General features: G+C 34.2%; 23 protein-coding genes. 14 read left to right on the forward strand and 9 right to left on the reverse strand.

The annotated features are described in order from the left end of the window. Positions 1-8 precede the first annotated feature (8 nt). On the reverse strand, positions 9-584 hold the full coding sequence (locus tag H8R22_RS03460) for a 5-formyltetrahydrofolate cyclo-ligase (protein WP_187008921.1): 576 nt from the start codon (positions 582-584) through the stop codon (positions 9-11). Continuing rightward, positions 577-1,548: a succinylglutamate desuccinylase/aspartoacylase family protein gene (locus H8R22_RS03465; protein WP_187008920.1), complete on the reverse strand. Its 972-nt coding sequence runs from the start codon at positions 1,546-1,548 to the stop codon at positions 577-579. The genes H8R22_RS03460 and H8R22_RS03465 overlap by 8 nt, the downstream gene beginning before the upstream one ends. Positions 1,549-1,686: 138 nt before the next feature. On the opposite strand from H8R22_RS03465, the gene uvrC reads away from it, so the two are divergent. From uvrC to H8R22_RS03520, 11 genes are all read left to right on the forward strand, one after another. Continuing rightward, the gene (gene uvrC / locus H8R22_RS03470; RefSeq protein ID WP_187008919.1) at positions 1,687-3,486 is read left to right on the forward strand and encodes an excinuclease ABC subunit UvrC; all 1,800 of its coding nucleotides are present in this window, start codon (positions 1,687-1,689) and stop codon (positions 3,484-3,486) included. A gap of 53 nt (positions 3,487-3,539) precedes the next feature. After that, on the forward strand, positions 3,540-5,744 hold the full coding sequence (locus H8R22_RS03475; RefSeq protein ID WP_187008918.1) for a patatin-like phospholipase family protein: 2,205 nt from the start codon (positions 3,540-3,542) through the stop codon (positions 5,742-5,744). 182 nt (positions 5,745-5,926) lie between these two features. Then, positions 5,927-7,084 carry a homogentisate 1,2-dioxygenase gene (locus tag H8R22_RS03480; RefSeq protein WP_187008917.1) on the forward strand — a complete coding sequence of 386 codons (1,158 nt, stop codon included), beginning with the start codon at positions 5,927-5,929 and terminating at the stop codon, positions 7,082-7,084. A 171-nt stretch (positions 7,085-7,255) separates the two neighbouring features. Continuing rightward, entirely contained in the window at positions 7,256-8,416 is a 1,161-nt protein-coding gene (gene hppD, locus H8R22_RS03485) for a 4-hydroxyphenylpyruvate dioxygenase (RefSeq protein WP_187008916.1), read from the forward strand. A 290-nt stretch (positions 8,417-8,706) separates the two neighbouring features. Continuing rightward, on the forward strand, positions 8,707-9,477 hold the full coding sequence (locus tag H8R22_RS03490; RefSeq protein WP_187008915.1) for a DUF3108 domain-containing protein: 771 nt from the start codon (positions 8,707-8,709) through the stop codon (positions 9,475-9,477). Beyond that, positions 9,477-10,406: a tryptophan 2,3-dioxygenase family protein gene (locus H8R22_RS03495; protein WP_187008914.1), complete on the forward strand. Its 930-nt coding sequence runs from the start codon at positions 9,477-9,479 to the stop codon at positions 10,404-10,406. The genes H8R22_RS03490 and H8R22_RS03495 overlap by 1 nt, the downstream gene beginning before the upstream one ends. Positions 10,407-10,437: 31 nt before the next feature. Continuing rightward, positions 10,438-11,670, forward strand: a complete 1,233-nt coding sequence (locus H8R22_RS03500) for a M23 family metallopeptidase (protein ID WP_187008913.1) — start codon at positions 10,438-10,440, stop codon at positions 11,668-11,670. Positions 11,671-11,856: 186 nt separating this feature from the next. Further along, positions 11,857-13,500, forward strand: a complete 1,644-nt coding sequence (gene pgi / locus H8R22_RS03505; protein ID WP_187008912.1) for a glucose-6-phosphate isomerase — start codon at positions 11,857-11,859, stop codon at positions 13,498-13,500. Between the two features lie 275 nt (positions 13,501-13,775). Next, the gene (locus tag H8R22_RS03510; RefSeq protein ID WP_187008911.1) at positions 13,776-17,015 is read left to right on the forward strand and encodes a TonB-dependent receptor; all 3,240 of its coding nucleotides are present in this window, start codon (positions 13,776-13,778) and stop codon (positions 17,013-17,015) included. 93 nt (positions 17,016-17,108) lie between these two features. Further along, positions 17,109-17,531 (forward strand): hypothetical protein, encoded by a 423-nt coding sequence (locus H8R22_RS03515; RefSeq protein WP_187008910.1) that lies wholly within the window; start codon positions 17,109-17,111, stop codon positions 17,529-17,531. Between the two features lie 83 nt (positions 17,532-17,614). Continuing rightward, the gene (locus H8R22_RS03520) at positions 17,615-18,100 is read left to right on the forward strand and encodes a septal ring lytic transglycosylase RlpA family protein (protein WP_187008909.1); all 486 of its coding nucleotides are present in this window, start codon (positions 17,615-17,617) and stop codon (positions 18,098-18,100) included. Positions 18,101-18,103: 3 nt separating this feature from the next. On the opposite strand, the gene H8R22_RS03525 is transcribed toward H8R22_RS03520, so the two are convergent. After that, positions 18,104-18,571, reverse strand: coding sequence for a CYTH domain-containing protein (locus H8R22_RS03525; RefSeq protein ID WP_187008908.1), 468 nt, complete (start codon positions 18,569-18,571; stop codon positions 18,104-18,106). A 145-nt stretch (positions 18,572-18,716) separates the two neighbouring features. On the opposite strand from H8R22_RS03525, the gene dinB reads away from it, so the two are divergent. Together dinB and H8R22_RS03535 are read left to right on the forward strand one after the other, a co-directional pair. Continuing rightward, positions 18,717-19,802 carry a DNA polymerase IV gene (dinB, locus tag H8R22_RS03530; RefSeq protein ID WP_187008907.1) on the forward strand — a complete coding sequence of 362 codons (1,086 nt, stop codon included), beginning with the start codon at positions 18,717-18,719 and terminating at the stop codon, positions 19,800-19,802. A gap of 89 nt (positions 19,803-19,891) precedes the next feature. Beyond that, a complete protein-coding gene (locus H8R22_RS03535) occupies positions 19,892-20,404 on the forward strand; it encodes a PAS domain-containing protein (protein WP_187008906.1) in 513 nt (170 codons plus the stop codon). A gap of 55 nt (positions 20,405-20,459) precedes the next feature. On the opposite strand, the gene H8R22_RS03540 is transcribed toward H8R22_RS03535, so the two are convergent. The 6 genes from H8R22_RS03540 to H8R22_RS03565 form a co-directional block, all read right to left on the reverse strand. Further along, complete coding sequence (locus H8R22_RS03540) at positions 20,460-21,227, reverse strand: Bax inhibitor-1/YccA family protein (RefSeq protein ID WP_187008905.1); 768 nt, start codon at positions 21,225-21,227, stop codon at positions 20,460-20,462. A gap of 109 nt (positions 21,228-21,336) precedes the next feature. Continuing rightward, on the reverse strand, positions 21,337-22,770 hold the full coding sequence (gene pyk / locus H8R22_RS03545) for a pyruvate kinase (RefSeq protein ID WP_187008904.1): 1,434 nt from the start codon (positions 22,768-22,770) through the stop codon (positions 21,337-21,339). Between the two features lie 5 nt (positions 22,771-22,775). Then, the gene (locus tag H8R22_RS03550; RefSeq protein WP_187008903.1) at positions 22,776-23,264 is read right to left on the reverse strand and encodes an IPExxxVDY family protein; all 489 of its coding nucleotides are present in this window, start codon (positions 23,262-23,264) and stop codon (positions 22,776-22,778) included. Between the two features lie 114 nt (positions 23,265-23,378). Then, positions 23,379-24,119 carry a ribonuclease III gene (gene rnc, locus H8R22_RS03555; protein ID WP_187008902.1) on the reverse strand — a complete coding sequence of 247 codons (741 nt, stop codon included), beginning with the start codon at positions 24,117-24,119 and terminating at the stop codon, positions 23,379-23,381. A 4-nt stretch (positions 24,120-24,123) separates the two neighbouring features. Further along, positions 24,124-25,377 carry a beta-ketoacyl-ACP synthase II gene (fabF, locus tag H8R22_RS03560; RefSeq protein ID WP_187008901.1) on the reverse strand — a complete coding sequence of 418 codons (1,254 nt, stop codon included), beginning with the start codon at positions 25,375-25,377 and terminating at the stop codon, positions 24,124-24,126. A gap of 178 nt (positions 25,378-25,555) precedes the next feature. Then, entirely contained in the window at positions 25,556-25,792 is a 237-nt protein-coding gene (locus H8R22_RS03565; RefSeq protein ID WP_007137004.1) for an acyl carrier protein, read from the reverse strand. A gap of 176 nt (positions 25,793-25,968) precedes the next feature. Between H8R22_RS03565 and purN the strand changes: the two genes are divergently transcribed. Further along, on the forward strand, positions 25,969-26,529 hold the full coding sequence (gene purN / locus H8R22_RS03570) for a phosphoribosylglycinamide formyltransferase (RefSeq protein ID WP_187008900.1): 561 nt from the start codon (positions 25,969-25,971) through the stop codon (positions 26,527-26,529). The last annotated feature ends 35 nt before the right edge of the window (positions 26,530-26,564 follow it).

Genomic DNA, 26,564 nt, shown 5'->3' on the forward strand with positions numbered 1-26,564 from the left:
TAGAAAAATTAAACTTCGAAGCGATGATTAATATGCGGTGTTACACAATAATCGAGTTGTACATCGCCTTCAAAAATATCAGAGATCAATTCCTCAGGTTCAAAGAAGGAAAGCCCAATTTTAATTACATCTGGGTTGCACTCTGATAAAAACTTATCATAAAACCCTTTTCCATAACCCACTCGATTGCCTTTTTTGTCATAAGCAAGAAGCGGAACAAAAACGACCTCTATTTTTTTAGAAGGTACTTCAATACCCTCAACGGGTTCTGGAATATTGTACTCGTTTTTTGCAATTCGGGTATTATCAGTAAGTAAAAAGTGAATCATCTCTCGGGTTTCAAAATTCGATTTCGAAATTAAAATCTCTTTGTCTTTCCCGGATAGAAGATGTAAAATCAACTCTGTATCAACCTCTTTTTGTTCAGTTATTGGTAGAAATACTTGAAAATAAGTCTTGTCCCAAATAGGGAGTTGAATTAAGTTATTGGTGATTTCGAGGCTTTTTTGCTCTATATCACGTTCAGAGAGTTGCTTTCGTAGACTTTTGTAGATAAGTCGAAGTTCTTTTTTATTTTTATCCATTTAAAATGGTTTTTGAGATGTGGTAGATCGCGTCTCCTTGGTAGATAATAGGAGAGTGGTTCGCATTTATAATGTATCCGTCATTAGGTGCTTTTACAATATGTTCGAATTTCCCAAAAGGGTCTGTTATGGTTGCTAAAACAGTTCCCTTCTTTACAAAAGCACCTATGGTGTTGTGATCATGCAGTAATCCGGAATACTTAGCTCTAATCCACGTTGATTTTTCGATATAAATAGTTTGTTCCTCTGGCTGCTCCACAATATGTCTTGAATCTAACATATTCAAGTGAGATAAAAAACGTTTTGCACCTGCGACACCTGCATTTGCGACAGAATCGTTAATATCTAATGATTTACCTCCTTCAAAAAGTAATATTTTTACATTTAACTTCTGACTTGCATTTCTAAAAGAGCCTGCGATATTTTTAGAGAATAAAGTAAATGGTGCGTTAAACACATCTGCTAGTTGCTTTAGTTCAGGACTATTTGGTGCTAATCGAATTTGCGGTGCATTAAAACGGCTGGCACCACCAGCATGAAAATCCACTGCGTAATCAACAAGTGGCATGATTTCAGTTAAAATATGATAGGCAAATCGACCGGCTAAAGATCCTTTTTTAGATCCAGGAAATACACGGTTTAAATCTCTACCGTCGGGAAATTGTCGCGACATATTGATAAAACCAAACATGTTTATAATGGGAATACAAATTATAGTTCCTTTTTTAGGTCTGTTGATTTTTTTAGCAATAATTTGACGAACAATTTCAACGCCGTTGATTTCATCTCCATGAATTCCTGCTGAGAATAAAACAACGGGTCCTTCAATTTTAGAGCGACATACAATAATTGGAATTTTAAGTTTTGCCGTATTGTGCAATTTTGCAATTTCCATATCGATGGTTTTGCTTTCTCCTGGGAGTATTGATTCCCCCAGTATGCTAATGGCTTTGGTATTTTTCATATAGAATTAAAAGGCTAAATGTAAAGATTATTATTTGGAATTCGTAAATTTGAAATCATTTCAGTCAATAACCATCTAAAAATACAATCGCAATCGTTGGCTAAATTTAGCTCTGAGACTTTGTGAAATAGTAGTACAATGCAAAACCCAACTCTAGCACTTCAAATTCAAACGTTACCAGATGGACCTGGCGTTTATCAATATTATGATAAAGAAGGTAAGATTTTGTACGTAGGCAAGGCCAAGAATCTTAAAAAAAGAGTTTCCTCTTATTTTAATAAAATTCATGATGCTGCAAAGACCAATGTGCTGGTAAAAAAAATTGTGACCATCAAACACATCGTTGTTCCTACAGAAACCGACGCTCTTTTATTAGAAAATAATCTGATAAAAACATTGCAGCCTCGCTATAATGTGTTGTTGCGTGACGATAAAAGTTATCCTTGGCTATGCATAAAAAAGGAGCCTTTTTCTCGGATTTTTGCTACTCGCAGAATGGTCAAGGACGGATCAGAATATTTTGGTCCTTATACTAGTTTCAAAACGGTCAATACAATCTTAGAGTTAATAAAAGAACTATATCCTTTACGAACATGTAATTTTGATTTAAGCCGATCTAATATTAACAGCGGTAAATTTAAAGTTTGTTTAGAGTATCATATAGGGAACTGTAAGGGACCTTGTGAAGGTTACGAATCCTTAGAGAATTATCAAAAGCAAGTAGATGCTATTAGGGAAATTCTAAAAGGAAATTTTAAAGAGAGCATGAAGGATTTTAAGCGAGTAATGACAGAATTAGCGCAAGACATGCACTTTGAAGAAGCACAAAAAATCAAAGAAAAAATAGAAGTTTTAGAAAACTATCAGTCGCGTTCGACTATTGTAAATCCAAAAATTACCAATATTGACGTTTTTTCGATTGTATCTGATGAAAGTGCGGCTTACGTGAATTTTTTACAAATTTCTCATGGATCAATTATTCGCTCCCATACCATGGAAATTAAGAAAAAGCTAGAAGAGACAGATGCCGAGTTGTTAGAGCTAGCTATAATTGAATTAAGAGAGCGTTTTCAATTGTTGTCTCGAGAAATCATAGTTCCTTTTACTGTAGATTTAGGGGAACAAATTAAAGTTACGGTGCCACAACTTGGGGATAAAAAACAAATTCTTGATTTGTCTATTCGAAATGCTAAGTTTTATCGCATTGAACAGCTAAAACAATTGCAAATTGTAGATCCAGATAGGCATACCAATCGTATTATGGCTCAAATGCAAAAAGATTTACGATTGCATGTAGAACCACGCCATATTGAGTGTTTTGATAACTCGAATATTCAAGGTACTAATCCGGTGGCGGCTTGTGTAGTTTTTAAAGATGGAAAAGCAAGCAAAAAGGACTACCGACATTTTAATATTAAAACAGTCGAAGGTCCCGATGATTTTGCTTCTATGGAAGAGGTTGTTTATCGTCGTTACAAACGTCTTTTAGATGAAAAAGAACCACTCCCAGATTTAATCATCATAGATGGAGGTAAAGGACAGCTGTCTTCAGCATTAAAGAGTTTAGATGCTTTAGGACTGCGAGGCAAAATTGCTATCATTGGGATTGCTAAAAGACTAGAAGAACTTTTTTATCCTGGCGATTCTGTGCCACTTTATTTGGATAAAAAATCTGAAACGTTAAAAGTGATTCAGCAACTTCGAAACGAAGCGCACCGTTTTGGGATTACGCATCATAGAGACAAACGTAGTAAAGCAGCCCTTAATTCATCTATCGAATCAATTCCGGGTATTGGTGAGAAGACTATGCTAACGCTAATTCAGCATTTTAAAAGTGTTAAAAGATTGAAGTTGGCATCTGAAAAAGAAATATCAGGAGTGATTGGATTGTCTAAAGCGAAAAAAATTGTCGACTTTTACAATGCATTGCCAAAATAATAAAACAATAAAGTTTTAAATTAGGCTACTCTTTTAAACTTCAAAAACAATTTATGAAAAACATCACTTTATCAATATTGGCTTTTCTTAGTTGCTGGATTTCTTATTCACAGGAGCAAAACAGACCTAAAGTAGGGTTGGTTCTTAGTGGTGGTGGTGCTAAGGGGTTTGCACACATAGGAGTTTTAAAAGTATTAGAAGAGGCAGGTGTAAAGATCGATTATATTGGGGGCACAAGCATGGGCTCAGTCATTGGGGGGCTTTATGCGACGGGATACAATGCTGCTCAAATAGATTCTATTTTTCAATCGACTAATTTTGATGAGTTGATTAATGATTTTATACCTAGATCATCTAAGAATTTTTACGAAAAAAGGAATGATGAGCTGTATGCTCTAGTGTTGCCATTTAATAAATTCAAAGTGGGTATACCTGAAGCCTTATCTAAGGGTATGTACAATTTTAATTTACTCAGTAGTGTGACGAGAAGCGTTAGGTACCAACGTGATTTCCGAAATTTACCAACACCTTTTTTATGTATTGGAACTGATATTGAAACAGGAGAACAGGTAGTTTTAAATAAGGGAAATCTAGCACAAGCTATTATAGCGAGCTCAGCATTTCCATCACTTTTTTCTCCCATAGTAATAGACGGAAGACTTATTGTAGATGGCGGTGTTACTAATAATTATCCCATTGATGAAGTTAGAAAGTTAGGCGCTGACATTATTATAGGGGTCGACGTTCAGGATGATTTATTAAAAAGAAATTCGCTAAAAGACGCTACTAAGATTCTGGTACAAATTAATAATCTCAATACCATTAAAAAGATGAAAGAGAATATTAAAAGAACAGATATTTATATAAAACCAGATATTAGAGATTACGGCGTAATATCCTTTGATAAAGGAAAAGAAATTATTAAAAAAGGGGAAGATGCTGCATTTGCAGTTTATGAAAAATTGAAACCTCTAGGCGAAGGAGCTAAGAGATATGAAAAGCCAAAACTAAAATTAGAGGTTGATAGCCTGCAAATTGATAAGATTAATTTAGGCCCGCTATCGAACTATACTAAGGAATATGTGACGGGTAAGTTAAGGTTTAAGCCTGGGACTAAAATTGCTTACAGCCAACTAATAAAGGGAATTAACAATATAAATGCCACTCAAAATTTTAGCGCAATTGATTATTCATTAGACGAAAGGCCTGATGGCAAGGATAATTTAAACCTAAATTTAGTTGAGAATCCTACGCAAACCTACCTTAAATTTGGTTTACATTATGATGGTTTGTTCAAAAGTGCGGTTTTAGTTAACCTAACGAGAAAGAAAACCCTCTTTAAAAATGACATCGCTTCGCTAGATATCGTTTTAGGAGATAATTTTAGATACAATTTTGATTATTACATAGAGAACGGATATAATTTAAGCTTAGGTTTTAAATCTCAGTTCAATCAGTTTAATCGCAACGTGGCGAAAGAGTTAAGCGGATTAAATTCTATTGACACGAGTGTAAACTCTATCAATATGGATTATTCAGACTTTACAAACCAGCTGTATTTTCAGTCTCTTTTCGTGCAAAAGTTTTTATTGGGTGCTGGTATTGAGTACAAAGACCTTCGAATTAATTCACCTACGCTCGATGCATCTGGTCAATTTATTGAAAAAAGCCAATACGGAAGTGTATTTGGTTATTTGAAATATGACACGCTTGATAATAAATATTTTCCATCTAAAGGATTGTTCTTTTCGGGGGATATACAGTCTTATTTGCTTTCGTCAAATTACACTAATAATTTCAATCCATTTTCTATCGCTAAAGCTGATTTTGGAGTCGCTGCAACTATATTTAAGCACGCGACTATAAAAATAGCGACTGAGGCAGGTTTTACTTTTGGTAGCGACAGTGTTCCTTATCTAAACTTTGTTTTAGGAGGTTATGGTTTTAATACCATCAATAATTTCAGGCATTTTTATGGTTATGATTTTTTAAGTTTAGCCGGTAATAGCTACATCAAATCTACATTGAATTTTGACTACGAAATCATTAAAAATAATCACTTAAATTTTACAGCTAATTTTGCTAATATAGGCAATGATATTTATAACTCAGTAGACTGGATTTCAATACCTAAATATTCAGGATACGCAATAGGTTATGGTTTAGAAACCGCAATAGGGCCTCTCGAAATAAAACATAGTTGGTCTCCAGAAACGGCTAAGGGGTATACTTGGTTTAGTGTGGGATTTGTGTTTTAAATTTAATTTATTTCAATAATAATTCCGATATTTGTTATAATGAAAACAAATTGGGCAGGTTTACTAGAGTATCTTCAATTCCTTATCAAGAGAAATCCTGAATAAGTCATCTTTTTTTGATTTAGAATAGCAAATTTCAAAGCAATCTCGCTTAATTTAGTTACACTTTTAAACAAAAAATTATGCCATTATATCATAAACTAGGGACATTCCCTCAAAAGCGTCACACACAGTTTGTAAAGCCAGATGGAGGTTTTTACTACGAACAATTATTTGGAACCGAAGGGTTTCATGGTCATGCCTCATTGTCATACCACGTACACAGACCAACACAGGTCAAAGAAATTCTAAAATCATATTCAGTAGAACCTAAAATTGCCATCGGTAAAAACATTAAATCTTTACTATTAAAAGGTTTTGAATTAAAGCCGGCTGACGATTTTTTAGAAAGTCGCAAAGCGATATTAGTCAATAAAGACTGTACCATAGGTCTTGCTGCACCTAGAAAATCACTAACCGAATATTTTTATAAAAATGCCGATGCTGATGAGATGATTTTCATCCACAAAGGAAAAGGAAAATTACGTACTATGTTAGGGAATATTCCTTTTGAGTACGGAGATTACTTAATTATACCGCGCGGAATTATATATCAAATTCAATTCGACACCGAAGAGAATCGTTTGTTTTATGTCGAGTCATTTGCTCCTTTTTATACGCCAAAACGTTATAAAAACGAATCAGGTCAACATTTAGAGCATTCACCGTTTTGTGAACGTGATTTTATCTTACCTAACGAGCTAGAAACACATGACGAAAAAGGAGACTTTTTAATCAAAATAAAAAAGGAAGGCATGATTCACGAAGTGGTTTATGCAACGCACCCTTTTGACGTCATTGGTTGGGATGGATACAATTTTCCGTACGGATTTAGTATTCACAATTTCGAACCTATAACAGGGCGTGTGCACCAACCGCCACCAGTACACCAAACGTTTGAGACGGCTACCTTTGTAGTGTGTTCATTCGTACCAAGGCTGTACGATTACCATCCAAAATCTGTTCCGGCACCTTACAATCATAGCAATATTGATAGTGACGAAGTGCTTTATTATGTAGATGGTGACTTTATGAGCCGCAATAACATAGAGCAAGGACACATCACTTTACACCCCAAAGGGATTCCACACGGACCAGCGCCGGGAGCTATGGAGCGCAGCATTGGTCATACCGGTACTGAGGAATTGGCTGTAATGGTTGATACCTTCCGTCCGTTAATGGTTACTGAAGAAGCTATGGGACTTGACGATGGTCAGTACTATAAATCTTGGTTAGAGTAAATTTTAAACGCTAATTGCAGTAAGGAGCTGTTTCCTGCTGTCCGCTATATCTTTATGTTTTTAAAGAAAAAACATAAAGGATGTCGCTACCATCAGGGCTAAAAAAATCAAAATTCAAAGAAATAATTCGGATACATCATCTATATGAGTAACCGACAAAAAATAAACACAATGGCAAAAGAAGTAAAATCAGTAGAATACGGATTAGAGAAAATATTTGAAGGAGCACAAGATTTCCTTCCATTATTAGGAACAGATTATGTAGAATTCTACGTAGGAAACGCAAAACAGTCGGCACATTATTACAAAACAGCTTTTGGATATCAATCATTGGCGTATGCTGGTTTAGAAACTGGAGTTCGAGACAGAACTTCTTATGTTTTAAAACAAGATAAAATACGCATTGTATTAACGACGCCTTTAACACAAGATTCACCTATTCACGAACATCTTAAGAAACATGGAGACGGAGTAAAAGTAGCGGCTTTATGGGTTGAAGATGCAACAAGTGCTTATGAGGAAACGATGAAACGTGGCGCGCGTTCTTTTATGGAGCCTACTGTAGAGAAAGATGAGCACGGTGAAGTAGTACGTTCTGGAATTTATACTTATGGTGAAACGGTTCACATATTTGTAGAGCGTAAAAACTACAATGGTGTTTTCTTGCCAGGATATAAAGAATGGAAATCGGATTATAATCCAGAGCCTACAGGTTTAAAATACATTGACCACATGGTAGGGAATGTAGGTTGGAATGAGATGAATACGTGGGTGAAGTTCTATGAAGAAGTAATGGGATTTGTTAACTTTTTGTCTTTTGATGATAAACAAATCACAACAGAGTATTCGGCATTAATGAGTAAAGTGATGTCAAACGGAAACGGAAGAATTAAATTCCCAATCAATGAACCAGCCGAAGGAAAGAAAAAATCACAAATCGAAGAATATTTAGACTTCTACGGAGGGCCAGGAATACAGCACATTGCTATTGCTACAGATGACATTATTAAAACCGTAAGTCAATTAAGAGCAAGGGGAGTGGAGTTCTTATCAGCGCCGCCGCATACCTACTACCAAGCAATCCCAGAACGTTTGGGAGCGCACATGGGTATGATGAAAGAAGACATCAATGAAATCGAAAAATTAGCCATTATGGTAGATGCCGATGAAGATGGGTATTTATTGCAAATATTCACTAAACCAGTGCAAGATAGACCAACCTTGTTTTTTGAAATAATTCAGAGAATGGGGGCAAAAGGCTTTGGTGCTGGTAACTTTAAAGCACTTTTTGAATCCATAGAGCGCGAACAGGAATTACGAGGAACACTATAAATTGAGCTTTTTTTTGCATTATGTGAAAAAATAACCATTCAATCGGTTCGGATTTTATTAATGATGTGTTAAACTTTTTTTTTAGTTTTCATATCCTGATTTGTTAGCTACCTTTGCACTCGCAAAATGGAAGGGGTGGTTTCCTTCCGATTTGATATAAATTTCATAATTTATAGTTTTTTGGTTAGTTAATAGCATAAAAACTCAGTCATTATTTGACTGAGTTTTTTTGTTTTAATATATTTGGAACAAAATTTGCAACTTCCATCAATAAATAGAAAAAGTAAGTTATGAAAAAGATAATACTGATCTTGTTATTGATACTAACCGTTAGTTTTGACTCTCAAAACGATGACGCCTACACCTCAGGCGAATGGTTCAAGTTTAGAATTCACTATGGCTTTGTAAATGCAGGTTACGCAACACTAGAAGTCAAAGATGCAGTGATTGATAATAAAAAAGCTTTTCACGTTGTAGGTAAAGGATACACCACAGGTATGTCCCGTTTTTTCTTTAAGGTTGATGATTTATACGAAAGCTATATTGACAAAGAATCGGGTAACCCTACTCAATTTGTTCGAAAAATAAATGAAGGAGGGTATACGAAAAATCAACAAGGTTTTTTTAATCAGTCTGCTAATAAAATCACAGTAAAGGATTATAAAAACAATACAGAGAAAGCATTTGTTATTCCTAAAAATACACAAGATATTTTATCAGCATTTTACTACCTAAGGAATTATCCCACGATTGATAAAATTAATCCTGGCGAGTCAATTGTTATCGACATGTTTTTTGACGATGAAACGACAAAATTTAAGTTAAAATTCATAGGTAGAGAGAATATTACAACTAAATTTGGAGTTGTATCTGCAATGGTATTTAGACCTTTAGTGCAATCAGGTCGAGTTTTTAAAGAACAAGAGAGTTTAACTGTTTGGGTGTCAGATGATGAAAACAGATTACCCATTCGAATTAAAGCTGAATTAGCGGTAGGATCTATAAAAGCAGATCTAGATGCATTCAAAGGATTAAAAAATTCGTTTAAAATTAAAAAATAATGAACATTAGTGATAATGCAGAGGCTATTTTAAATGAAATAGAACTTAAATATGAGGCTATAAACCAAAAAACAGAGACACATCTTGAAGGTTTGCTGTGGTCTAAGCCAATAACATATTGGGATTACATACAGACGGACGCGCTTTTAAGTTTACAAACACAAAGAACCACTCTCCCTGATGAAATGGTCTTTATTATGTACCACCAAGTTAATGAGTTGATATTTAAAATGATTCTTTGGGAAATAGACCAAATTTCTAATTCTTCTAAATTAGAGACATCATTTTTTACTGAAAGGGTGATGCGTATTAGTCGCTATTTTGATATGCTAACTACATCCTTTAGTATTATGGAAAATGGTATGGAAGTAGAGCAATATATGAAGTTCAGAAATACATTAACTCCTGCAAGTGGGTTTCAAAGTGCACAATACCGACTTATTGAATTTTGTTGTACTGATTTAATCAATCTTATTGATTATCGCTTTAGAGCAAATATTGACCGTAGTACTCCCTATGAAAATGCATTTGAACATTTGTATTGGCAAGCAGCTGGGAAAGACTATCATACTGGTAAAAAATCGTTCTTATTAGAAGAATTTGAACGCAAGTACAAAGATCTTTTCATAAGAAAAATGAAGGAGTATAATACGATAAATATTTGGCAAAAATTCAAACAGTTACCTGATGCTGATCAAAATAACACCGACTTAAGGAATGCGATGCGTCACTTAGATCATACCGTTAATATAACTTGGGTAATGCAGCACTTAAATGTTGCTATTAAATACATTGATCAAAGCGGTATTGGAGATGGAGAAGCTACAGGTGGTAGTGAATGGAAAAAGTATTTACACCCAAAGTACCAACGAAGAATATTTTTCCCAGAGTTGTGGACAGTGCAAGAAATTGCTGATTGGGGAAACTAAAATAAAGTACAATTAGAAAAAAACATAAAGTTTGAAACAATTATTCATAATCATCATTGTATTACTTACAATAATAGCCTGTAATAAATCCAAAGAAGAATCTAATAATAAAAGTAAAGTAAAAGTTGTTAAGCGGATCGACAAGGATTCTGACTTTGGTTTCAATTTTGCAAATTTTAACGTGGTACAAGATACCGTTGATAAAGGAGATACATTTGGAACAATTTTGAGTAAACAAAACCTAGGTGATCGTAGAGTTTATGATATTGTCGAAAAAGTAAAAGACACCTTTAATGTTCGTTCCATCAGGCCTAACAAAGCGTTCACTATCTTAAGGTCAAAGGACAAGAAAAATAAAATTCAGGTATTTATTTACCAACCCAATTCACTCAGTTATTATGTAATCGATTTTAGAGATTCAGTAGTTTCAGCTTATAAAAAGGTAAGACCTGTTACGATTAGAAGAAGAATGATTGGTGGGGTTTTAAAAGGTTCCTTGTCAGAAACATTAGTAAATGCTGGTGTGCAAGCCGCTTTAGCAGGTAAAATGACAAAAGTATATTCTTGGTCAATCGATTTTTTTAAATTAAAAAAAGGAGATCGTTTTGGTCTTGTTTTTACTGAAAGGTATATCAATGATTCTATCTATGATGGTGTAGAGGATTTAGAAGCATCATTTTTTGAATACAAAGGAAAAATAATTTATGCCTTTCCATTCGAACAAAACCCCTCTTCAGGCAAAGTAGAATATTATGATGACGAAGGAAAAACACTTAAGAACTTCTTTCTTAAAACTCCAATTAAATTTAGTAGAATTACTTCGAGATTTACCATGCAACGCTTTCATCCAGTGCAACACAGATGGAAAGCGCATAAAGGGACTGACTATGCAGCGCCTACGGGAACTCCTATTACCACTACAGCTTCAGGTGTGGTTGAGCGAACAGGATATACGGCAGGGAATGGAAATTATGTTAAAGTAAAACATAACGGTACTTATTCGACGCAGTACTTGCATATGTCCAAAATTTTGGTGCGTCAAGGACAACGTGTCAATCAAGGAGATGTAATAGGTAGAGTAGGAAGTACAGGTCTTGCTACCGGACCGCATGTTTGCTATCGTTTTTGGAAAAATGGGGTACAAGTAGATGCTCTGAGGCTAAACTTACCTACTGGAGAAGCCATGCAAGGGCAGAATAAAGTAAGGTTCTTGGCTGCTATTAAACCTTTAAAAAGAGAATTAGATAGTATAGGTAACTTATAATTAACTTAGGTTAAGTCCATGATTATAAAAAACACTCAAAAAGGAGCTGTTACTTACTAAGTAATAGCTCCTTTTTTATTGTAAATAAATAATGCTAAATTGTTATATCTAACTAATCTATTTATCATTTAGAAGGAATTTAAGTATTTTTGCTGCAAACAGTACTAATCGTAAGAAGTAGAAATAATGGCTTTAAGCACAAATAACCCAACTGAAACCAATTCGTGGAAAAAATTAGAAGAACATTTTAAAGCAATGAAAGAGGCTTCTATGCAAGAAATGTTCGCTAAGGATAATGCAAGAGCAGATAAATTTAATTTGCAATGGAATGATTTTTTAATTGATTACTCTAAGAATATAATAAACCAAGAAACAATTGCTTATTTAATTGAATTAGCAAATGAAATGGGACTTAAAAGCGCGATCCAAGAATATTTTCAAGGAGGCATTATTAATCAAACTGAAAACAGAGCAGTACTACATACGGCATTGAGGGCAAAGGCAGATTCCATAGTAGAGGTGAAGGGACAAAATGTTGTTCCAGAAGTGTATGAGGTTAAAGAAAAGATGAAAGCGTTTTCAGCTCAAATTATTTCAGGAACTAAAAAAGGGTATACAGGAAAGCCATTTACCGATGTGGTAAATATAGGAATTGGAGGATCAGATTTAGGACCTGCAATGGCAGTCGAAGCATTACAATATTATAGTAATCATTTAAAAGTTCATTTTGTTTCAAATGTAGATGGAGACCACGTAAATGAAGTCATAAAAAAATTAGATCCAGAGACAACCCTTTTTGTTATTGTATCCAAAACATTCACAACCCAGGAAACATTAAGTAACTCAGAGACCATTAAAAAATGGTTTTTGACAACCGCTTCTCAAGAAGATATTGCCAAGCATTTTGTTGCGGTTTCTACGAACCTAGAAAAAGTAACTACTTTTGGTATCGATCCTGATAATGTGTTCCCAATGTGGGATTGGGTAGGAGGTCGTTTTTCACTGTGGAGTGCAGTTGGTCTTACCATTAGTTTAGCTGTTGGTTACGCTAATTTCGAGGAATTACTATCAGGAGCGAATGACATGGACGAGCATTTTAGAGATACGGATTTCGAAAATAATATCCCTGTTGTTTTAGCTCTGCTAAGTATTTGGTATAACAATTTTTTTGGGGCCGAAAGCGAAGCATTAATACCTTACACGCAATACCTGCAAAAATTAGCACCTTATTTACAACAAGGTACAATGGAGAGTAATGGGAAAAGTGTAGGGCGAGATGGTAAAGCAGTTAATTATGAAACGGGAACTATAATATGGGGAGAGCCGGGTACCAATGCGCAGCACGCTTTTTTTCAATTAATGCATCAAGGAACTAAACTGATTCCTACTGATTTTATAGGTTTTGTAAAACCATTACACGGAGATAAGGATCACCATAATAAATTAATGTCTAACTTTTTTGCACAAAGCGAGGCTTTGCTTCATGGCAAATCATCAGAAAAAGTAAAAGCAGAGTTTGAAAAGCAAGGTTTAGAACCCGAAAACGCAAAAAAATTACTGCCATTTAAAGTTTTTTCAGGTAACAAGCCTACGAATACTATTTTGATTGATAAATTGACACCAAAATCCTTAGGTTCATTAATTGCGATGTATGAACATAAAATTTTTGTACAAGGAATTATTTGGAATATATTTAGTTTTGATCAATGGGGGGTTGAGTTAGGAAAACAATTAGCTAATTCTATTTTAAAAGAAATAGAAGCAAAACAAGTGCAGCAGCATGATAGCTCTACTACCTTCTTAATGAACTACTTTATGTCCAAAAACTAATAAACAAAATCCATCATTCATAAAGAAAGCCAAAATATTTAACAAATTTTGGCTTTTTTTATATTTGATTATTTATTTCAAAGCAGTGTTTAATCAACGATAGGGTCAAAATTAAGATGAATATTGTAGTAAAATTATTAAAAATATGTAAAATATCTGTATTTGTGATTTTTATGTCCTAGTATTTTCGATGAAAATATATTTTTCTTAACATTGCGTTAACGTTTCTAGGTAAAATTGTTTTAATTTTGCCAAAAATTAATAAACTAAACAAAATGAAAAAATTTTTAAAGTTGTTTTTTGTACTGGCAGTACTATTATGTGCTAGTCCTCGCATCTTTGCGCAGGGTAATACAAACTCTTCTATTAGGGGAGCTGTTTACGACAAGGACAAGCAAACATTGCCAGGAGCCTCTATCCTAGCAGTTCACACTCCGTCAGGTACTCGCTACACGGCATCGACTGATGGTACGGGTAATTTTAGTATTTCTAACATGAGAGTTGGTGGACCATATAAGGTGACTGTCACTTTCGTTGGTTTTTCAAGTTTTACTGATAGTGAAGTTTATCTTCAATTGGGAGAAAACAGAACTTTCAGAGTAGTTTTGGCTGAAGAGTCAAACGAATTAAAGGAAGTAGTTGTTAAATCAACTAGAGATAATACTTTTAGTTCTCAACGAACTGGTGCTCAAACTATCATTAATTCAGAGCAAATCAAAGCATTACCTACTTTGTCTAGAAACATTGCAGATTTTGCAAGATTAACTCCTCAAGCTCAATTAAGAGGTGATGACGTTTTATCTATTGGAGGTCAAAATAATAGATTCAACGCAATCTATATTGACGGCGCAGTAAGTAATGACGTTTTTGGATTAGCAGCAAATGGAACTAATGGTGGTCAAACTGGTGTTAGCCCAATATCGATAGATGCTATCGAGCAGTTCCAAGTAAGTGTTGCTCCATATGATGTAAAGTTATCAGGATTTGCTGGTGGTGCAATTAGTGCTATTACTCGTTCTGGAACAAACAATTTTGAAGGATCTGCTTATTTTTTAAATAGAGATGAAACTTTAGCTGCAAAAACGCCACCTTCTTTGGCTGGTACAAATGGTAGACAAAAATTGGCTGATTTCTCTGCTCAAACCTACGGTGTTCGTGCTGGTGGAGCATTAATTAAGGATAAATTATTTTATTTCATCAACTACGAGAAACAAGATAATGAGACACCACAACCTTTTGATTTGTCAACTTACACAGGTTTATCAGGAAGTAGATTAGGTGAGTTAAGAACAAAATTAGCGACTTACGGTTACGATCCAGGTTCTTTTGATAATAATGTTCGTACTTTAGTAAGTGATAAAATTATCGCTAAAATTGACTGGAACATGAGTGATAATCATAAGCTGTCTGTTAAACACAGTTATGTTAAAGCGGACCAATTTTCTCCTAGCCGTTCTTCTGCAACTGCTATTAGCTTTATTAACGGTAGCCAGTTGTTCAACTCTGTTACAAATTCAACTTCTGTGGAGTTGAACTCAAGATTCGGAAATAAATTTTCTAACAATTTAGTGGTTGCTTACACTAATGTAGCCGATGATAGAGATCCATCTGGAGATCCATTCCCGTCAGTTCAGATTTTTGATGGAGCTAACCAAAGTATCTATTTTGGTGCAGAGGCATTCTCAACAGCGAATTTATTAGACCAAAATGTTTTAACAATTACAGATAATTTTACTATTAATTCTGGAATAAATAAAATTACAATTGGTACTCATAATGAGTTTTCTCAATCAAAAAATGTATTTTTTGGTAATAACTTCGGTGGATACAGATACTCTTCGTTAGATGATTTCTTGTTAAATAGAAAACCAAACAGATATTTATTAAATTACTCTTTAATTGGAGGAAGTGGAGATGATTCTCAAGGTGCAGCTGAATTTGGAACTAAACAATTTGGAGTTTATGCTCAAAATGATATGGCTATTTCAGATAAATTTAAATTATCGTATGGTTTAAGAATCGATGTTCCAGTTTGGGAAAACGGTCTATCTAATAATGATTTTAACAGTCGTACTATTCCATTATTGCAAGCTGCGGGTAAAGATTTACAAGGAGCTTCAGTAGGTACAAGAATCAAAACTTCGCCACATTTTGCACCACGTGTTGGTTTTAACTATGACATTAGTGGTGATAAAACAACTCAAATTAGAGGAGGTTTAGGTGTGTTCACTTCAAGATTACCATTAGTTTGGCCTGGAGGAACTTATAACAATAACGGTCTAACACAAGGAGCGATCCAGATTACTAGTGCAGCAGATATGCCAGTATTTAATCCAAATCCAAGTGTAGATAGTCAAATAGCACCATTACCAGCTTCTTACCCACGTCCAGGTTCTGGTCGTACAGGAGGGAACATTGATTTATTTGCAAAAGATTTTAAATTACCACAAGTATTTAAATCAAGTTTTGCAGTAGATCAAAAATTACCATTAGGTTTTGTGTTTTCATCTGAATTAACATACAACGAAAATATTTCTGCTGTAAAATATGAGAATTTAAATATTGGAAATGCTGTTAGTAATTTATCAGGTCCAGATACTAGACCTCGTTACAACGGAAATACGAGAGTAGATCAATCTTATTTAGGGGTATATTTAGGTTCAAATACAAGTGTAGGGAATTCATATAATGTGTCATTCACATTAACGAAGAACTTTAGATCGGACTTTATTGATGCTAATATTTCTGGTACATTCTCTTATGGTGAATCTAACACATTGTTAGATGCAACTTCTTCTCAAAACAGTTCTCAATGGAATAATACAGAATCAGTTAATGGTGCAAATTACTTAACTGCTTCTAGATCAGATTTCGATCCAGGAAGAAGAATCGTTTCTAACGGTAATGCTACTTTAAAGTGGAATAAATTCACAAAAACAAGAATTGGTTTCTTCTACGAAGGAGCTCAAGGAACACCTATTAGTTATGTTTATAACGATGCAGGACGTTTATTGCAAGATACATTTAGTAATTCAGCATTAATTTATGTTCCAGCTTCTAGATCAGAAATTAACTTAGTTAGTACTACAGGTGGTTTAACAGCTGATCAGCAATATGAGGCTTTAAGTGCTTTTATTGATGGTAATGAGTACTTAAGTTCTAGAAAAGGACAGTACGCTGAGCGTAATGGTGACCGTTTAAAAACAACTCACGTTGTGGATTTAAAATTCGCTCAAGAGTTTACGTTTACAATTGGTAAAAAGAAACATACAATAGAATTTACTGCTGATTGTTTTAACTTCACAAACCTTTTAAACAAAAACTGGGGTAAAAGATATTTTGCTAGTAATGACCAAGTGCAATTACTTCAACAAATCGGTTTCTTACCAGGAACAAACACTCCAACATTTAGATATAACCCTACAACAGCTACTAACATTAATCAGTTAGATGATGTAGGATTGAATTCTTCAAGATGGCAAATTCAAACAGGTCTTCGTTATACATTTAACTAATATCCTGTAACAATTTAAGCCCCCATTTCTATTGAAATGGGGGCTTTTTTTATACTTTTTTGTTTATATTTGTTATTCAAAAAAACAAAATCTATGTACCAATTTATTCAAAAATTTCATTCAGGCTGGGCTTACATTGCCTTGTTATTGTTAATTATTGCTACTGCTAATGCTTTGATAGGAATGCTGTCTAAAAAAGAATTTACAGCTAGAGATCGTAAGATTGCTCTTTTTGGGCTAATAGGTATACACATTCAATTGTTAGTTGGTATGATTTTATATTTTGTGTCACCTTTAGGTTTTGCATCATTCGGTCAAATGGCTGATAAGGCTCTACGCTTAACATCATTAGAGCATCCTTTAATTAATATTATTGCTATTGCATTAATTACAATTGGTTGGTCTAAGCACAAAAAACTAACAACGAGTGAAACAAAATTTAAGACTTTTACCATTTTTTATGGTTTAGGATTAGTTTTGATTTTAAGTAGAATTCCATGGTCTATGTGGTTGTAAACCTTTTTTAAAAGTCCTTTTTTAGGACTTTTTTTATCGGGGTACGGTTTTTGTTTTTACTAAGTTGAACTAATAAGTTACTAATGAAAAAATCAATTACGTTACTATTTTTCTTTTTCGCCTTCGCCTTTGTAAGTATACACTCGAAAGGTTTTGTAGATAAGTCAATAACAGAAATTCAAAAAGATACAGTAAAAAAAAATAAACAAGGAATTGTTATACAAGAAGCCACAAAAGATAGTTTGTGGGATGGTCGAGGAAAACTTAAATTTTATAAGAGTAAAGCTCATGCGTCCTATTATGCCGATAAATTTCATGGTAAACGTACTGCTAGTGGAGTAGTCTTTGATAAAAACAAGTATACAGCAGCTCATAAAAAACTACCATTTGGAACTAAAGTTAAAGTGACAAATGAGGCAAACGGAAAATTTGTAGTGGTCGAAATTACAGATCGAGGACCTTTTGTAAAGTCACGAGAAATCGACCTTTCTAAAAAAGCTTTTATGGATATTGTAAACAACAAAGGTGCGGGTTCAATGCTGGTTACCTTAGAGGTTATAGTTGAGTAGGTATTACCATGATGTAAATGGGTTAGCGCTTACGTAAGAATTATAATATCTCTTATCAGTAGTGACTTCATTTCCCAACCAATCTGGTTTTACAAATGATTCGTCTTCAGTCGATAATTCTATTTCTGCGATAACTAGACCTTCATTCTCGTCATAGAATTCATCTACTTCATAAATATGATTTCCTATTTTTACTTCAAAGCGCGTCTTGTTTATGATGCCTTTTTCGCATAACAGTAGTAGTTGTTCTGCCTCACTAATTGGTATTTCTTTTTCCCATTCAAAACGAGATAAACCACTATCACTCGATACTCCTTTGATGGTAAGATAGGCTTTTTCTCCTTTAGTCCTCACACGTACCGTACGCTCAGGTATTGAGGATAAGTAACCTTGTTTAATGTTTTTTTTAGAAAAGGCCTCTTTCTTATAATCTTCTGAAACCACTAAAAACTTTCTTTCTATTTCAATCATATTTTTCTATTACTTGTTTTGCAATTGTTCAAAAATTCTAAAGCGTTAGTAAAGGCTGCTGCGTGGTAATTGTTGTTAATTCAAATGTATTAATTTTTTATGTTTGGTCACGAAATTTAAGTTAAAAGCGTCGTAAATTTGTTTCATGTCTGAGGAACTTCGCAATAGAAAAATAATTCATATTGATATGGATGCATTTTATGCGTCTGTTGAACAATTGGATAATCCAGCATTAAAGGGCAAACCTATTGCAGTTGGTGGATCAGGAAATAGAGGAGTTGTAGCGGCTGCGAGTTACGAGGCTAGAAAGTTTGGTGTACGCTCCGCCCTAAGTGGTGCCCTTGCTAAGAAGTACTGTCCTGATATTATTTTTGTAAAACCTCGCTTTGAACGATATAAGGAAATTTCAAAAAAAATTCATTCCATATTTAGAGATTATACCGACTTAGTCGAGCCCTTGTCATTAGATGAGGCCTACTTAGATGTTACCGTAAATAAAAAAGGCTATGTAAGTGCAAGTGCTTTGGCACAAGAAATTAGAGATAGAATCTATACTGAAGTTGGTCTCACTGCCTCTGCTGGAATTTCAGTAAACAAGTTTATAGCTAAAATTGCAAGTGACATAAATAAACCCAATGGTCAAAAGACAGTTAGTCCAAACGAGGTTTTGTCTTTTTTAGAAGTATTACCAATCAAGAAGTTTTATGGAGTGGGTAAGGTGACCACTGATAAAATGTATCAATTAGGTGTGTTTACAGGCTTTGATCTTAAGTGCAAGTCACTTGATTTTCTAGAAAAGCATTTTGGTAAAGCAGGCTCTTTCTACTACGATGTTGTAAGGGGTATACATAATAGTGAAGTTAAATCTGATCGAATAACGAAATCAGTTGCAGCAGAGCACACTTTCGACAACAATCTTTCTTCTGAGATTTATATGATGGAACGCCTGGAGTCGATCGCTCAAACTTTGGAAAAAAGATTAAAGAAACACGATCTTTCTGGGAAGACAATAACATTGAAAATTAAGTATAGTGATTTTACACAACAAACGAGAAGTAAATCCTTGCCTTATTTTATTTCAGATAAGGGATTGATTCTGGAAACTGTTAAAGATTTGTTGTACCAAGAGCGTATGAAAGACTCTGTCAGGTTGTTAGGGATTTCGTTAAGCAATCTAAATACTGATGTGAAAAAGGTTTTGGTCTCTGTGCAGCTGCGTTTTGATTTTTAATTTTTGATCCGTTCAACAATCGTTAAACTTTGAAAGAAGTTATTTTGTTTTTGTTTTTAAACTTACATTTGATAAAAATAAACGAAAAGATGGATTTTTGCCAATACGAAGACGCGGTTATTAAATATCATAACACCTTAGATATAAAGGAGATGCCAATACATGCGTGGCCTTTTCATTTTGAATTTTTAAACAGTTTACGATCTATCTTTGATGATGCTAATAAATTATTTAAGCTTTCTATCGTACACAAATGGAGTCAACAGGATTGGGATTTTGAAAGTAAACTAAAAGAGGAAGTCGTAATTGTTACAGATGCTAAATTAAGGATTGTTTTTGCTTCTAAAAACATCGTTAATATGAACGGCTATAATAATGAGGAAGTAATAGGTCAGAGTCCAAAGATGTTTCATGGCGAAGAGACGGATCTTGAGGTATCAAATGAAATTAGACTCGCTATCCAAAACAAAGAACCTTTTGAGAAGAGGGTTTTAAATTATAAAAAAAATGGAGAAACCTATCAGTGTTTGATAAAAGGCTATCCTGTGTTTAATAGTAAGGGAGATGTTTCTCACTTTATAGCATTTGAAAAAGTAGCATAGATACAAGAAAGGCCTTTCGTAACAGAAAGGCCTTTTTTATCATTTATTATTCAAGTTAGTCTTTACTTGATAACTTGGAGAGTAGTCTAAGGAATTCAATGTACAACCATACTAAAGTTATCATTAAGCCCATAGCACCAAACCATTCCATGAATTTTGGCATTTTTTGTTCTACTCCTTTTTCAATGCGATCAAAATCTAAGAATAAATTTAAAGCCGCTATAATGATGACAAAAACACTAATACCAATACTCATCATCGAATTACCATAATGTACTGGCTGGAAGCTAGTGAACATGGATACGACCCAAGAAATTAGGTAATAGGTCGCAATTGCTAATGTTGCAGCAACTACAACTGACTTAAATTGCTCTGTTACTTTTACTATCTTAAATTTATATAGTCCTAAGCAAACTGCAAAAGTTACAAATGTTGCACCTACTGCCTGAATAACTATTCCGGGATATTTAGCCTCAAAAATAGCTGATATTCCACCTATAAATAATCCTTCAAATAAAGCATAACCAGGTGCTAAAATGGGTGAATACTGGGGTTTAAAAGCAGATATTACTACAAGTATTAAACCAATAATAGCTCCTCCTATGGCAGGTATGATTGGATTGTAGCCATTAAAAGCCATCCACCAAATCACAATTGCTGACGCAGTTAGAAGTAAAAATAACAGCAAGGTTTTATTAATAGTTCCGGACAACGTCATTTCATTATCGTAATCAATAACTGTTGCACGGTGTACTTGTTCTACTTTTGAAGTAGCAGAAAACGATTTATTATTTAAAAAAGGATTTTTAGATTTAAATTCCATCAGAAATATAGTTTAATTTTTATCAAAGATAAACGAAATTTGGTAGGCATAAAAAAACCGTCTCGTTAAATTTATGATAAGAGACGGTGAATTTTTGATATAAAGAAAATTATTCTATTTCGGAAACTCTCATAGTGTTAACCATTCCTTTTTCAGTAATTGGCATCGATGCTAGATTGATAATATAATCTCCAGTGTCTACATGTCCTTTTTCTTTTGCGATATCATTTATATCAGTTACAGTTCTGTCTGTGCTTTCATCTTTATCATAAAAGTATGATTTAACTCCCCATAGCAAACTTAGTTGCGTCAGTATTCTTCTGTTAGATGTAAATACTAAAATATGAGCTGTAGATGGTCTCCAAGCAGATAGTTGGAACGCAGTGTACCCACTATTAGTCATAGTTGAAATAGCTTTCGCTTCGATAGCATTAGCCATAACCGCAGCATGGCGACATATCGTTTTAGTGATGAAACGCTTTGTTTTAATTTGTGGTGTATTTTGTGGGACCTGAATTAATGGAGAGTTTTCTACTGCTTCAATAATCTGAGTCATTTTTTGGATTACTTGAACAGGATAGTTTCCAGCTGCTGTTTCACCAGAAAGCATTACTGCATCAGCACCATCCATTACAGAGTTGGCAACGTCATTAACTTCGGCTCTTGTAGGTGTTAAGCTAGTAATCATGGTTTCCATCATTTGCGTAGCTACAATAACTGGGATTCTTGCCATTTTTGCTTTACGAATCAATTCCTTTTGAACTAAAGGTACTTCATGGGCCGGAAGTTCAACTCCAAGGTCTCCACGAGCAACCATAAGAGCGTCACAATAAGCAACAATCTTATCCATATTCTCTAAAGCCTCTGGCATTTCAATTTTTGCAATAATTGGAATTTTATATTCTGCATGCTCAGCAATTAAATCTTGAAGATCTTTTAAATCTTGAGGAGTTTTCACAAAAGAAAGCGCGATCCAGTCAACTTTTTGACCAATAGCAAATATCGCATCAGCAATATCTTTTTCTGTCATAGCTGGCAGAGATATTTTTGTATTAGGTAGGTTAACTCCTTTTTTAGATTTCAGCTCCCCACCTTGAATAACTTTGGCAACTACCTCTGTGTTTTTATCTGTAGATACGATCTCAAAAATAAGTTTTCCGTCATCAAGTAAAATACGTTCTCCTGCATTTACATCATTTGGAAAATTTTTATATTTCATGAACACTTTCTCAGCAGTACCTAAAATATCCTCAGCTGTAGTAAAAGTTATTAAGTCTCCGTCGTTAACTACCACTCCTTCGGTCATTACTCCAACACGGAGTTTTGGTCCTTGTAAATCAGCTAATATAGCCGTAGTGTATCCAAATTCTTCATTAAGGCTTCGTATCATTTTTATTCTTTCCTCAACGTCAGAATAATCAGCGTGCGAAAAGTTTATTCTAAACACATTCACACCAGCATCGATCATATCTTTAATGATTTCTCTAGTACTACATGCAGGTCCAAGTGTGGCTACAATTTTCGTTTTTTTGTTTGTATTCATGGGTATTAAAAAATTAAATTGTTTTTTGATTTTATTTTATTTGTATCAACACTGTAAACAGTGGAGATACTTTCTATTTTATTTAAAAGCGTCTTTATTTTTAAGGCATTCATAGTCTCCTCTGTGTTCTCAATCTTTAAAAAATAGTCTGCTTTTTTAAATTCTGGAAGTAAGTACACTTTTGTTGAAATTTCCATGCATACATTTGAAAACAAATTTTGTGTAGTATCTATTTTCTTTTGAAGTACCTCGTTTTTATTCTGAATTAAATTCCAGGAAACAGCATTTTCAGTGTCGTAATAATAAAACCTGGAAAAATTGGTTTCTCCTTCTTTAATATTGATCTGAACTTCTTCCTTACTTTTACTTAAGTTAATAGGAAGTTGCTGATTGATGAAATAGGCTAATCTGTAATCTTCTAATGAAGTGTGTATCGCAATAAGATAATAATCTATATCGTCAAAATCACCGAGATCCAGTTTATGAGTTGCCATTTCATGATAGAATAAGTCGTAAAGATAGTGTATCTCTTGAAGTTATGACACACTGATTCTTGATGTTTTCGTAAAATTACTAACGAAAACGTTATAGTTTTCAGTTATTTAGCATTATTTTTTGTCCATTTTTTCTTGAAATGCAAAATAGGCACGTTGAGATGCTTTTTCCTCAGCTTTCTTTTTTGATGTGGCTCTGGCTTTAGCAATTACTTTACCATCGATACTTAATTTTACACCAAAAAGTCGTTGGCCATCGATTGCATTGTCTTCAAAAATATCATAATGAAATGTTTTCTTTTCTTTTTGACACCACTCAATTACTAAACTTTTATAGCTTATCACTTTTCCTTCTAGTCTAGAAATATCAACATAAGGAATAATTACTTTTTTTTGAATAAAGCTTTCGCAATACGTAAATCCTTTGTCTAGGTATATGGCGCCAATTAAGGATTCGAATATGTTGCCATGAATGTTTTCACCAAAATGCTGAACTGGCACTTTGCTTTCGATAAATTGTATGAGTTTGTAATCTTTCCCAAGTTCATTGAGATGTTCTCTACTTACGATTTTCGAACGCATTTTAGTTAGATAACCTTCGTCTCCGTTTGGAGCTTTGTTAAATAAATGGGCTGCAATTACAGCGCTAAGCATAGCGTCTCCTAGAAATTCTAGGCGTTCGTAGTTGATAGGGTTTCCATCTAGACTTAATTTGTTCGATGAGCGATGAGTAAATGCTTTTCGGTAACAATCTAGGTCTGTTGGAGGGAAGCCAAGGATTTTTTCTATGGCATTAAAAAAAATCCCGTCCTCTTGAGAACGGGATTTCTTAAATATTTTTTTGATAATATTCATCAAGCTAGAAATCTAATTTTTTCACTAGTACACAAGCATTGTGTCCACCAAAACCAAATGTATTACTCATAACAACGTTCATTTCTCTTTTTTGAGCAACATTAAACGTGAAGTTTAATTTAGAGTCAATACATTCATCATCAGTAAAATGATTTATAGTAGGAGGAACAATACCATACTTCATTGATAAAATGGTAGAAATAGTTTCAACTGCTCCAGCTGCACCTAATAAGTGACCTGTCATGGATTTTGTTGAGTTTAAATTCATGCTGTAGGCATGTTCTCCAAAAACATGTTCGATTGCTTTAGATTCAGCAAGATCACCAAGCGGTGTCGATGTTCCGTGCATGTTTACACCATCAACATCTGTTGGTTTTAAACCTGCATCTCTTAAACAGTTTAGCATTACGTTTTTAGCTCCTAGTCCTTCTGGATGTGGTGCGGTGATATGATGAGCATCTGCAGACATACCGCCTCCGCCTATTTCACAATATATTTTAGCTCCACGAGCAATAGCATGTTCGTATTCTTCAAGAACTAATGCACCTGCTCCTTCACCAAGTACAAATCCATCTCGGTCCTTGTCCATTGGTCTTGAAGCTGTTTTAGGGTCATCATTTCTCGTAGATAAAGCATGCATGGCATTAAATCCACCCATTCCGGCAATTGTTACTGCAGCTTCTGATCCACCGGTTACCATAACATCTGCATGGCCTAATCTAATATAATTAAATGCATCAATCATCGCATTGGTAGATGATGCACAAGCAGATACGGTTGTGAAATTAGGGCCTCTAAATCCGTACTTGATGGAAATGTGACCACCAGCAATATCAGCTATCATTTTCGGGATAAAAAACGGATTGAAACGAGGTGTCCCATCTCCAGCAGCAAAGTTTAATACTTCGATTTGAAAAGTTTCTAATCCTCCTATTCCAGATCCCCAGATTACTCCTGCTCGATCTTTGTCAAGTTTGTCTAAGTTAAAAGCCGCATCTTTTATTGCTTCATCGCTAGAAACCATCGCATATTGAGCATATCGATCCATTTTTCTAGCCTCTTTTCTGTCAATAAAATCTTCAACATTAAAGTTTTTTAACTCACATGCAAATTGAGTTTTGAATTTTGAGGCATCGAAATAAGTGATGGGAGCAGCTCCACTAACACCATTTACAAGACCATTCCAATATTCTTGAATATTATTTCCTATAGGAGTAAGAGCACCTAAACCTGTTACAACAACGCGCTTTAATACCATATCTAGTGTATATTTTTATCTTAAAACAAATAAAACCCACGCTTTCTTTACTGTATTATTACAAAAAGCCGTGGGTATTAAATTGTAAATATCTTTATTGATTGAATTTCAATCTCGAAATCATAATTTTAAAAAATAACAACACCCGCATACATTGAAGCGTGCGGGTGTATGTGTATTATTTTTTAGCTTCTTCGATGTAAGAAATAGCTTGACCAACAGTAGCAATGTTCTCTGCTTGATCATCTGGAATTTGGATATCAAATTCTTTTTCGAACTCCATGATAAGCTCAACAGTGTCTAATGAGTCAGCTCCTAAATCATTAGTGAAGCTTGCTTCTGTTACAACTTCGTTTTCGTCAACGCCTAATTTGTCTACGATAATCGCTTTTACTCTTGATGCAATGTCTGACATAATCTTTAATTTTAGAATTTAATTTGTTGGCAAAAATAAAAAACTTTATTTTAAAACAACGAATAAGTTGATAAATGTGACAACTAAATTATAAAATATATTTCAACAAAGAGTTCGGTTTGTTATTTATTTTCACTTTTTATTCTTTTTTTTGCGTGATATAAAGAAGATTTATCATGAGAAAAATAGTCGTTTTTGCTTCGGGTTCGGGTACTAATGCTGAAAATATAATAAAGTACTTCAATGAGAAAAGAACAGCAAGTGTCGTATTGGTTTTAACAAACAATCCTTTGGCAAAGGTTATTGGTAAGGCACAAAAACTTGGAGTCGAATCACTAGTTTTTGCAAAATCTGAATTAATTGAGGGTAAAATACTACGTAAAATTAATGAGATTCAGCCTGATTTAATTGTTTTGGCAGGTTTTTTACTCCAATTCCCCGAATCTATAATTCGCGCTTATCCTAATAAGGTTATAAATATTCATCCAGCTTTATTGCCTAATTACGGAGGAAAAGGAATGTACGGAATGAATGTTCACAAGGCCGTAGTCGAAAACAAAGAAAAAGAAACCGGAATAACGGTTCATATGGTAAACGAACATTATGATGAGGGTGCCATAATAGCGCAAAAAAAGGTAGTGCTACTGGGAACGGATACGCCTGAGGTGGTAGCTGAAAAAGTGCATGACCTAGAACAACGCTTTTTTCCTGAAATAATAGCAAACCTTCTTAAGTAATAATAAAGTTTACTACACCGTATAATTTAATTAAT

The sequence above is a fragment of the Flavobacterium kayseriense genome (assembly GCF_014305095.1).
GTDB classification, from domain to species: domain Bacteria; phylum Bacteroidota; class Bacteroidia; order Flavobacteriales; family Flavobacteriaceae; genus Flavobacterium; species Flavobacterium kayseriense.

Bases quoted from the DNA above. Each gene is read 5' to 3' on its own strand.
- H8R22_RS03460 (WP_187008921.1), bottom strand. From the start codon at position 584: ATGGATAAAAATAAAAAAGAACTTCGACTTATCTACAAAAGTCTACGA.
- H8R22_RS03465 (WP_187008920.1), bottom strand. From the start codon at position 1,548: ATGAAAAATACCAAAGCCATTAGCATACTGGGGGAATCAATACTCCCA.
- uvrC (WP_187008919.1), top strand. From the start codon at position 1,687: ATGCAAAACCCAACTCTAGCACTTCAAATTCAAACGTTACCAGATGGA.
- H8R22_RS03475 (WP_187008918.1), top strand. From the start codon at position 3,540: ATGAAAAACATCACTTTATCAATATTGGCTTTTCTTAGTTGCTGGATT.
- H8R22_RS03480 (WP_187008917.1), top strand. From the start codon at position 5,927: ATGCCATTATATCATAAACTAGGGACATTCCCTCAAAAGCGTCACACA.
- hppD (WP_187008916.1), top strand. From the start codon at position 7,256: ATGGCAAAAGAAGTAAAATCAGTAGAATACGGATTAGAGAAAATATTT.
- H8R22_RS03490 (WP_187008915.1), top strand. From the start codon at position 8,707: ATGAAAAAGATAATACTGATCTTGTTATTGATACTAACCGTTAGTTTT.
- H8R22_RS03495 (WP_187008914.1), top strand. From the start codon at position 9,477: ATGAACATTAGTGATAATGCAGAGGCTATTTTAAATGAAATAGAACTT.
- pgi (WP_187008912.1), top strand. From the start codon at position 11,857: ATGGCTTTAAGCACAAATAACCCAACTGAAACCAATTCGTGGAAAAAA.
- H8R22_RS03510 (WP_187008911.1), top strand. From the start codon at position 13,776: ATGAAAAAATTTTTAAAGTTGTTTTTTGTACTGGCAGTACTATTATGT.
- H8R22_RS03515 (WP_187008910.1), top strand. From the start codon at position 17,109: ATGTACCAATTTATTCAAAAATTTCATTCAGGCTGGGCTTACATTGCC.
- H8R22_RS03520 (WP_187008909.1), top strand. From the start codon at position 17,615: ATGAAAAAATCAATTACGTTACTATTTTTCTTTTTCGCCTTCGCCTTT.
- H8R22_RS03525 (WP_187008908.1), bottom strand. From the start codon at position 18,571: ATGATTGAAATAGAAAGAAAGTTTTTAGTGGTTTCAGAAGATTATAAG.
- dinB (WP_187008907.1), top strand. From the start codon at position 18,717: ATGTCTGAGGAACTTCGCAATAGAAAAATAATTCATATTGATATGGAT.
- H8R22_RS03535 (WP_187008906.1), top strand. From the start codon at position 19,892: ATGGATTTTTGCCAATACGAAGACGCGGTTATTAAATATCATAACACC.
- H8R22_RS03540 (WP_187008905.1), bottom strand. From the start codon at position 21,227: ATGGAATTTAAATCTAAAAATCCTTTTTTAAATAATAAATCGTTTTCT.
- pyk (WP_187008904.1), bottom strand. From the start codon at position 22,770: ATGAATACAAACAAAAAAACGAAAATTGTAGCCACACTTGGACCTGCA.
- H8R22_RS03550 (WP_187008903.1), bottom strand. From the start codon at position 23,264: ATGGCAACTCATAAACTGGATCTCGGTGATTTTGACGATATAGATTAT.
- rnc (WP_187008902.1), bottom strand. From the start codon at position 24,119: ATGAATATTATCAAAAAAATATTTAAGAAATCCCGTTCTCAAGAGGAC.
- fabF (WP_187008901.1), bottom strand. From the start codon at position 25,377: ATGGTATTAAAGCGCGTTGTTGTAACAGGTTTAGGTGCTCTTACTCCT.
- H8R22_RS03565 (WP_007137004.1), bottom strand. From the start codon at position 25,792: ATGTCAGACATTGCATCAAGAGTAAAAGCGATTATCGTAGACAAATTA.
- purN (WP_187008900.1), top strand. From the start codon at position 25,969: ATGAGAAAAATAGTCGTTTTTGCTTCGGGTTCGGGTACTAATGCTGAA.